Source organism: Mycobacterium intermedium, from assembly GCF_002086275.1.
Classification (GTDB): Bacteria; Actinomycetota; Actinomycetes; order Mycobacteriales; family Mycobacteriaceae; genus Mycobacterium; species Mycobacterium intermedium.
Genome location: NZ_MVHT01000150.1, coordinates 1 through 8,305, shown reverse-complemented (window position 1 = coordinate 8,305; position 8,305 = coordinate 1). Strand labels below are relative to the sequence as shown.

Below are 8,305 nucleotides of genomic sequence, written 5' to 3'. Positions count from 1 at the left end.
TTCAACGGAATCCCCGGAATATCGATGCTCGGCACCGTAATCGGGCCCACACCACCAGCAGCCATCAAATTCAACGGGATCGCGGGGATGGTGATGTCGGGTACGGTGATGGGGCCTACCGCGCCCACGACGTTGACGCTCAATGGGATGGTGGGAATGGAAATCGTGCCGGAGAAGCCAGCCACCCCCTGATGGTCGCCTCGCCAGAACATGCCGGTGTTGAAGTTGCCCGAATTTAAGGCGCCCGTGTTGATATCACCCGTATTTGCCAGCCCGGTGTTGACGTGCCCGACGTTCAGGGCGCCGGTATTGGTGTCGCCTGGGTTGAAGTCGCCGGTATTGACATTGCCGGCGTTGAAGTTACCGGTGTTTTGGTTGCCTACGTTGGCGAAGCCCGTGTTGGTGCTGCCGACGTTGAAGATTCCCGTGTTGGCGTGACCCGTATTGCCGAAACCGGTGTTGTAGTCGCCGGAGTTGCCGATGCCGAAGTTTCCGTTGCCGGAATTGAAGAAGCCGATGTTGCCGTTGCCCGAGTTGCCAAATCCGACGTTACCGACACCGGAGTTGAGACCGCCGATGCCTACCTGGTTGTCGCCGGTCAACCCGATGCCGATGTTGCCGTTACCCGTATTGCCGAAGCCGATGTTGCCGTTACCGATGTTTCCAAGGCCGATGTTGTTCAGGCCGGCAGTCAATCCGGGACCGGTATTGGCGAACCCAAAGTTGTTGTTGCCGAGGTTCCCGAAGCCGAAGTTGTTGTCACCGAGGTTTCCGAAGCCAATGCTTCCAAAGCCGACGTTGCCGCCCCCGAAGTTGGTGTTGCCGACGTTGCCAAAGCCGAAGTTGAAGTCGCCGACGTTGGCGGCGCCGAGGTTGAGATTGCCCTCGTTGGCAAAGCCTAGGTTGAACGTCGTCCCGCCCGCCGTGTTCCGAAGGAAGCCGGCGAGGTGGTCGCCACTGTTGCCAATGCCGGAGTTGAACGCCGCGGTCGCCATGTCCAATGTGCTGGTGTTGAAGAGGCCCGAGACGGTGTTACCGAAATTCGACATGCCCGACACCAGCGGACCGGCGTTGAAGAAGCCTGAATTGCCGAGATTCTCGGCAATATTCCAGTAGCCCGAGCTACCGGCCCCGACGTTTCCGAATCCCGATGAACCGCCGGAACCGCTATTGAAGAACCCTGACGAAGGGGTTGCGCTTGAGTTTCCGAAGCCGGGTGTGCCTGCGATATCGATCGGGATGGTAATCGGCCCGACGGTTCCAGTTACCTGCAGGCCCAGCGGAATTGGGGGAAGTCTGAAGCCCTGCGGGAAGACGGTCAACGGACCGAGACTGCCGCCTAGATTGATACCCAACGGGATGGCAGGAATGCTGAAGCCGTCGGGGAACACGGTCAGCGGACCAAGCCCACCGTTAACATTTATACCCAGCGGGATGGGGGGAATGGTGTATCCGTTCGGAAATACGGTTACCGGACCCAACCCGCCACCCACATTGATACCCAACGGTATCGCGGGGATTGTGTAACCGTTGGGGAATACCGTCAACGGGCCAATCCCACCACTTACGTTGATGCCCAAGGGAATTCCGGGCAGCGTAATCACCGGAGTGCTGAACGGTCCGATGCTGCCACCCAGGTTGATACTTAAGGGGATACCGGGAAGGGTGATTGTCGGGGTGTTGAAACCTCCGATAGCGCCACTGACGTTAATCGAGCCGACGTTCAGCGTTACTGTGCCGGGGCCAACGGTGCCCACGGTGGGACTTACCCCGAACAGACCGAGGGCAAGCGGAGATTCCGGAAAGTTTATCGGGATGTTCACCAAGGGCTGACTCGATAGCGACAGCCCAATTTGATTGATGGTGACCGGCGGGATGCTGATGGGGCCGACGAGGGCACCCGCACTGTCGATGCCCAAACCAATCTGAGGAACGGTGATCGGTGGAATGACGATCGGGCCGACGAGGGCGCCATTGCTGTTGATGCCCAATCCGATATTGGGAACACTGATCGGCGGAACAACAATCGGGCCCACGATCGCACCAGAGCTGTTGATCCCCAAACCAATGTTAGGGATGGTGATTGGCGGCACAGTGATGGGGCCGACGAGTGCACCAGAACTGTTGATGGCCAGGCCGATTGGCGGAACAGTTATCGGCGGGATGTTGATCGGGCCGACTAGTGCACCATTGCTGTTGATAGCCAACCCAATCTCAGGAACGGTGATCGGTGGCACATCGATTGGGCCAAGGCTGCCCAATCCGTCGAGGTCCAGGCCAGCGGCAGGGATGGTCAGCGTGCCGGAAAAGCCGACCAGACCTTGGAATTCGCCCCGCCAGAACATGCCATTGTTGTAGTTGCCGGTGTTGAACGCACCGGTGTTCACGTTTCCGGTGTTTCCCCAACCCGTGTTGAGATTGCCGGGGTTGAAGTCGCCCGTGTTGGAGTTGCCGGTGTTCGAGCTACCGGTGTTGAAGCTGCCCAGGTTGAAGTTGCCGGTGTTGTAGTTACCGATGTTTCCGATGCCGGTGTTGGCGATGCCGCTGTTGAAGAATCCGGTGTTCGCCTCGCCGGCGTTGCCGATGCCGGTGTTGTAGCTGGTCCCCGAGTTGAACAAGCCGAAGTTTCCGGTGCCGGAGTTGCCGATGCCGATGTTCCCGGTGCCCGAGTTGAACAAGCCGATATTGCCGGTACCCGAGTTCAGGCCGCCGAAGCCTTGCAGGTTGTCACCCGTGAGCGCGAAGCCGATGTTCCCGTTGCCGGTATTGCCGAAGCCGATGTTGCCGTTACCCGTATTACCGAAGCCGATGTTGTTGTTGCCGGTGTTGCCGAAGCCAAAGTTGTTGAGGGCGGCGGTCAGCCCTGGACCCACGTTGGCGAAGCCGATGTTGTTGATGCCGATGTTGCCGAGCCCAAAGTTGTTGTTGCCGAGATTTCCGAAGCCGACGTTGAAACTCCCGAGGTTCCCGTCGCCAATGTTGAAGCCGCCGATGTTTCCCCCGACCAGCGGGACATCGCCGATCGTGGCGGCCACGGCGGCGGCTTCCGCCGCCGGCGCTGCGGCCACCTGTCCCGCGAGTCCTGCGAGGCCTTGCAGCGGCTGAGCGAACGGCGTCAGCGCCGCCGCGATCGACGAAGCCCCGGTGTAGTAGGCAGCCATCGCCGACACATCGACAGCCCACATCTCTTCATAGGCGGCCTCCATGGCAGCGATCGCCGGGGCGTTCTGACCGAAGATGTTGGACAACACCAGCGAGACCAGGTCGGAACGGTTGGCCGCTACCAACGCCGCGGGCACCACCGCCGACCGGACGGCCTCGTACTCGGCCGCCATGGCGCCCGCCTGCGCGGCCGTTTCTGCCGCCCGCGCGGCGGCTGCGGTGAGCCACTGCAGGTAGGGAGTAGCGGCTGCTGTCATCGCCGCCGCCGACGAGCCCTGCCACGAACCGCCGACAACACCGGATATGACGGATCCGAAAGATGACGCAGCCGAGGCCAGTTCTGCGGTGAGTCCTTCCCAGGCTGCCGCGGCGGCCAGCATCGGCTCCGACCCCGCACCGGCGAAAATGAGCGCTGAGTTGGTCTCAGGTGGCAACACTGCGAAGTTCATCGCTCAACCCTCCATTTGGTGCTCGCGCCACTGACACAACGACACCGGAGAAGGCCCTGGCCATCGGTCGCCGCCAAGCTGATCTCGTTGCGGACAAGGTACAAGGAGAGCTCTGTGTGTACCGAACATTTATCGTGAATAGTGCTGAATGTTATCAAATTGTGATAAATAAAAAGGGCGATGCCAACTCGCTTTACATTCAATGGCTGACGCCCTTATGAGGGGAACTCTGTCAACCCCGGCTACATTGCCCAGCATTCTGAACGTTGGCCTGCACCAATGTCTTTGGGGGCTGCACGATACACCGTGTAACGGTCTCGGCGGCAGAGATTTGGGCCATCAAACGATGTGAATCACGCGTAACGGAAGCCCCGTCAGCGACGAAAATTGGGTAAAAGGTATCATCTACGGCCCGCTAATTTGGAAGATTTCAGCCACACTTTCTAAGGAATACCTGGGTAATCCACAAAGGCGCCCCTGCTCGTACCACATCCCGCCGGTTTCAGCCCCCGAACACGGGGTATGCGGACCAGTGCCCGAGAAGAGAGTAGGGAAGTCTGATGAGATCCGAAGCCAGGACGGCGTTCGCAGTCTTCGGCGGCGGCGCGATGCTGGTCATGGCCGTCGCCTGTGGCGGTGGCGATAGCAAGTCACCGAGCAGCACCACCACGCCGTCGACAACGACGCCCACGTCCGCGGTGACAACCACCGCGCCCACCGGTACCCCCGGCACCGAGACATCGCCGGGAGGCCCCACCGGCGGCAGCGTTCCCGGCGGTCCGACCGGTGGCGGTGGCCCAGACGGTGGGGGCGGCAGCGTTCCGGGCGGTCCCACCGGTGGCGGCGGACCGGGCGGCGGAGGCGGCACCATTCCCGGCGTCGGCGGTGGCGGTGGCGGACCGGGTGGCGGCGGCGGTTGCGTCGGCAACCTCTGCGGTGGCTTCCCGTGATCTAGCGCGCGTTAGATTCTGACGGTCGACGGGGACTATCGTTCGGTCAAGCCCATCGTGCGGCCGGAAGGAGCCCCTCGTGGCCAAGCTCAGGTTCGGGTACTTCATCGCCCCATTCCATCGCGCAGGCACCAACCCGACGCTGGCCCTGCAACGCGATCTCGAATTCATCGAACATCTTGACGCCCTTGGCTTCGATGAAGCGTGGATCGGCGAGCATCACTCGGCGGGCAGCGAGATCATCAGCTCGCCAGAGGTTTTCATTGCCGCCGCTGCTGAGCGGGCCAAGCGGATCAAGTTCGGCACTGGGGTTATCTCGCTGGCCTACCACAACCCGTTGTGGGTGGCGGACCGTTTGATGTTGCTCGATCACCTCACGCACGGTCGCATCATCGGCGGCGTGGGCCCCGGCTCATTGCCCACCGATTCGGCGATGATCGGACTGAACCCCACCGACACCCGCGAGCTGCTGGAGACCAACCTCGACATCGTCGTGCGTCTACTGGCCGGCGAGACGGTCACGGCGAAAACCGCGACGCACCAACTGTTCGACGCACAACTGCAACTCGCGCCGTATTCCGAGGACGGGATCCCGCTGGCCGTCGCCGCAGTCGCCTCACCGACCGGGGCGCGGCTGGCCGGTAAACACGGCATCGGACTGCTGTCCATCGGGGCGACGCTGGTGATCGAGGGATTCGACGCGTTGGCGTATCACTGGGGGATCGTCGAGGAGCGCGCCGCTGCCCACGGCACGACGGTCGACCGAAGGAACTGGAGCTTGGTAGCGCCGTTCCACATCGCCGAGACCGAAGAACAGGCCCGCACCGACGTCAAATTCGGCATCGAACCGTGGTTCCGCTATTTCCAGAAGGTCGCGGCCTTCCCACAGATGACGATGCCGGGTGACCAGCTCGACGAGATGATCGACATCATCAACGAAAACGGGACGGGGGTCATCGGCACGCCCGAGCAGGCGCGGGAGCAGGTGCAACGGTTGTGGGACCAGTCCGGGGGCTTCGGCTGCATGCTGCAGATGGGCCATGAGTGGGCGAATCCCGCAGCCACCCGTCGGTCCGCCGAACTATTTGCCGCAGAGGTGATTCCGCATTTCCAGGGTCAGGCGCAGCCCACTATCGACGCCGCCGCGCGGGCTGGCCAGGTTCGCGACGATCTCGCCCAGACGCAGCTCCAGGCCATCGAGCACATGACCAAGAAGTATCAGGGCGAGGTCAATTCCCAACAGGGGTCTCAGTAGGCAGCTCACACTGAACCAGCGCGCGAGTTCCCCACGCAGTAAGGCAATTTCGTCCGCGTCTGGCGCCGCGCTCGAGGCCGCCGCGCCATGTACCCGTCCGGATGCATCGGCACCGCCGTGGCGGCGACGTCTCCGACGGGCCGACCCACCGCGAACGTGATCTGATACACGACATCCGCATTGCCGTTCGCCCGTGGTTCGGGATTCGGACCCGGCTTGCGGGCCGCCGCCCGTGATGACGACGTCGGTCACCGCGGGCAACTCGGCCGCGAAAGCCGTTGCACGGAAGGCTAACTCGCTAGCCTGACCCACTGCCCGCCTGGCGCTCAGCTTCCTTCACGAGCTGACCCGCGAAGAACTTCACCGCGCCCCCCATCGCCGCACGCGCGGCCTTTCCCGTCCCACGTACTCTCTCCGTGAACGAGCCGCTCCAGCGAATGTCGGTTCCCCCGGATGCATTTGGCGTGAGAACCACTTCACCGACGTAATCGTTGACGGGCGTTCTGGGGCCAACCAGCCTGTAGACGTGGCGACGATCCTGCTCGTACTCGATAGTCTCCTCCTGCACGAACACCGGCCACATTCCCAATTTCCGGATAGCCCCGATACCGCCAGGGGCCGGATCACCCTGTCGCACCCAACTCGACTGAACGACGATGGGCTTGGCCCAGGAAGCCCAGTTACCCCCGTCTGCGACAAGCCGGAACAGCGTTGACGCAGGCGCAGTGCTGGTCTTGTTGGCCTCGAACGTGAATTTCCGACCCGACATGCGCGACTCCCGATGTGGTTGGCTTGAAAGCCTGGATTTTTCCTGTCGCGTACCCTACCGCGAAGGCGACGGGCCAACGAAAGCCGTTCCGCTGCGCCTGATGAAACCTTTGCGCAAACTGATCAAGCCCAAGGTTCCGCTGCTGGCGGCCGAACTGTGGGAGCGGGGGAGAACGGTGCGGTGGTGGAAGCGGTTGAGCTGTGAAGGCCCACCACGGGCCTGGATCCCCGCAGCCGCAGGCGATCTGGGATCCGAACACGGCATCGACATCGTGCTAGCCGATGACAATGTGGCGCGCAAGGTGCGTGAGTCCGTCGCCGCCGCGGTCGAGCACGGCATCGAACTGATGCTCGCCGAGCGGGAGGCCGACCCGAATCGTTCGGTGGTCGGACGCCTATTGCGTTCGGACGGCTAACTCAAAGCGCATCTACGGCAAGCCGTCCTCTCCGTACGCGCCAAGCACCCACACCACGCCGCCCGCCCCGCCGGTACTCGTATCTTCTCCGCCGATACCGCCGTTGCCGCCGTTGCCGCCGGTGCCGATCAGGAAGGAAACCCCGCCGGTGCCACCGTCACCGCCGACGCGATAGGCGCTCTGCCCACCCTCGCCGCCCGAGCCGCCGGTACCGATCAGCCAACCGGATTGGCCGCCGCCCCCGCCTGCCGCGCCGGGCGCGTAATAGCCCGTTCCGCCCGTACCCCCGATCCCGCCCTTGCTGAGCAGGCCGCCGTTGCCGCCAATGCCACCTGTTCCCGGGCCGCCTTCGTAGGTGGCCGAGCCGCCCGGTCCGCCGACACCGCCGTTGGTGAACAACCAGCCGCCCTGGCCGCCGGCCCCGCCGTTACCCGCGAGGCCCGTACCCTGCGTGAACCCGCCGGCCCCACCGGCGCCACCGGACCCGAACACCAAGCCGCCGTTGCCACCCACGCCGCCAGTGCCGCCCGTCTCTCCGCCACCGGACCCACCATCACCGCCGTGCCCGCCGAAGCCAAAGAGCAGGCCGCCGCTACCGCCGGCACCGCCGTCACCGCCATATCTCCCGTATCCCCCGGCCCCGCCGTCACCGCCGCCGGCGCTAACCAGCCCGCCGAACAGCCCGCCGGCTCCGCCGGCACCGCCGGCACCGCCGGTCCCGCCCCACGCCGCAGTACCACCGCCACCGCCAAGCCCTCCGGACGAGCCCAACAGTCCGGCGACCCCGCCAGCACCGCCGGTACCACCGGTGCCTTGGAAGTCAATCGCGGCGCCGCCGGCGCCACCCACGCCGCCGTTACCCGAGAGCAGTCCTCCGGCTCCGCCGGCACCGCCGTTCCCGCCGGTGGCCAATCCGGACCCGCCCGCGCCGCCGGCACCACCGGTACCGAATAGCCCAGCGGCACCGCCGGCACCACCGTCCTGGCCCGATCCGCCGGATCCGCCGGCCCCACCGTCGCCGAGCAACAATCCGCCGGCCCCGCCGGGCAGCCCGCTGCCCGGCGCGGCGTTGGCGCCGTTACCGATTAAAGGACGCCCGAGCAAGGCCTGAACGGGCGCATTGATGACATCGAATACCGGCTGCAACGGCGACACCACACCACTGGCGCCGCTGCTGCCGATGATCAGCCCGAACCCGCCGTTGCCGCCGTTCCCGGCGGTACCAATCAGCACGGCGACGGTGGGGCCGGCGGATCCGGCGGATCGGGCCAGGACGGTGGTGCCGGCGGTGCCGCTGGGCTATTC

General features: G+C 64.2%; 6 protein-coding genes and 1 pseudogene. 3 read left to right on the top strand and 4 right to left on the bottom strand.

What is annotated here, in order from left to right:
- Positions 1–3,611, bottom strand: a 3,611-nt coding sequence (locus BST27_RS29060; protein WP_083148750.1) for a PPE family protein, incomplete at its 3' end; no start/stop codon positions are given.
- Positions 3,612–4,171: 560 nt separating this feature from the next.
- On the opposite strand from BST27_RS29060, the gene BST27_RS32760 reads away from it, so the two are divergent.
- Both BST27_RS32760 and BST27_RS29050 read left to right on the top strand, forming a co-directional pair.
- Positions 4,172–4,561: a hypothetical protein gene (locus tag BST27_RS32760; protein ID WP_069419299.1), complete on the top strand. Its 390-nt coding sequence runs from the start codon at positions 4,172–4,174 to the stop codon at positions 4,559–4,561.
- Positions 4,562–4,640: 79 nt separating this feature from the next.
- Complete coding sequence (locus BST27_RS29050) at positions 4,641–5,816, top strand: LLM class flavin-dependent oxidoreductase (protein ID WP_069419300.1); 1,176 nt, start codon at positions 4,641–4,643, stop codon at positions 5,814–5,816.
- Positions 5,817–5,876: 60 nt separating this feature from the next.
- On the opposite strand, the pseudogene BST27_RS35155 reads toward BST27_RS29050, so the two are convergent.
- Positions 5,877–6,128 (bottom strand): annotated as a pseudogene (locus tag BST27_RS35155) (DUF2486 family protein); the annotation flags it as partial.
- Positions 6,115–6,585, bottom strand: coding sequence for an SRPBCC family protein (locus BST27_RS29045; RefSeq protein ID WP_069419301.1), 471 nt, complete (start codon positions 6,583–6,585; stop codon positions 6,115–6,117). The gene BST27_RS29045 and the pseudogene BST27_RS35155, both read right to left, overlap by 14 nt.
- A 100-nt stretch (positions 6,586–6,685) precedes the next feature.
- Here BST27_RS29045 and BST27_RS35150 point away from each other — a divergent pair, with 100 nt between their 5' ends.
- A complete protein-coding gene (locus BST27_RS35150; RefSeq protein ID WP_139805437.1) occupies positions 6,686–7,000 on the top strand; it encodes a hypothetical protein in 315 nt (104 codons plus the stop codon).
- Between the two features lie 12 nt (positions 7,001–7,012).
- Here BST27_RS35150 and BST27_RS33310 read toward each other — a convergent pair whose 3' ends face one another.
- Entirely contained in the window at positions 7,013–8,230 is a 1,218-nt protein-coding gene (locus BST27_RS33310; protein WP_428842044.1) for a PGRS repeat-containing protein, read from the bottom strand.
- Between the last annotated feature and the right edge of the window lie 75 nt (positions 8,231–8,305).

Excerpts from the sequence above, each read along its gene's own strand:
- BST27_RS32760 (WP_069419299.1), top strand. The coding sequence starts at position 4,172 with ATGAGATCCGAAGCCAGGACGGCGTTCGCAGTCTTCGGCGGCGGCGCG.
- BST27_RS29045 (WP_069419301.1), bottom strand. The coding sequence starts at position 6,585 with ATGTCGGGTCGGAAATTCACGTTCGAGGCCAACAAGACCAGCACTGCG.
- BST27_RS35150 (WP_139805437.1), top strand. The coding sequence starts at position 6,686 with ATGAAACCTTTGCGCAAACTGATCAAGCCCAAGGTTCCGCTGCTGGCG.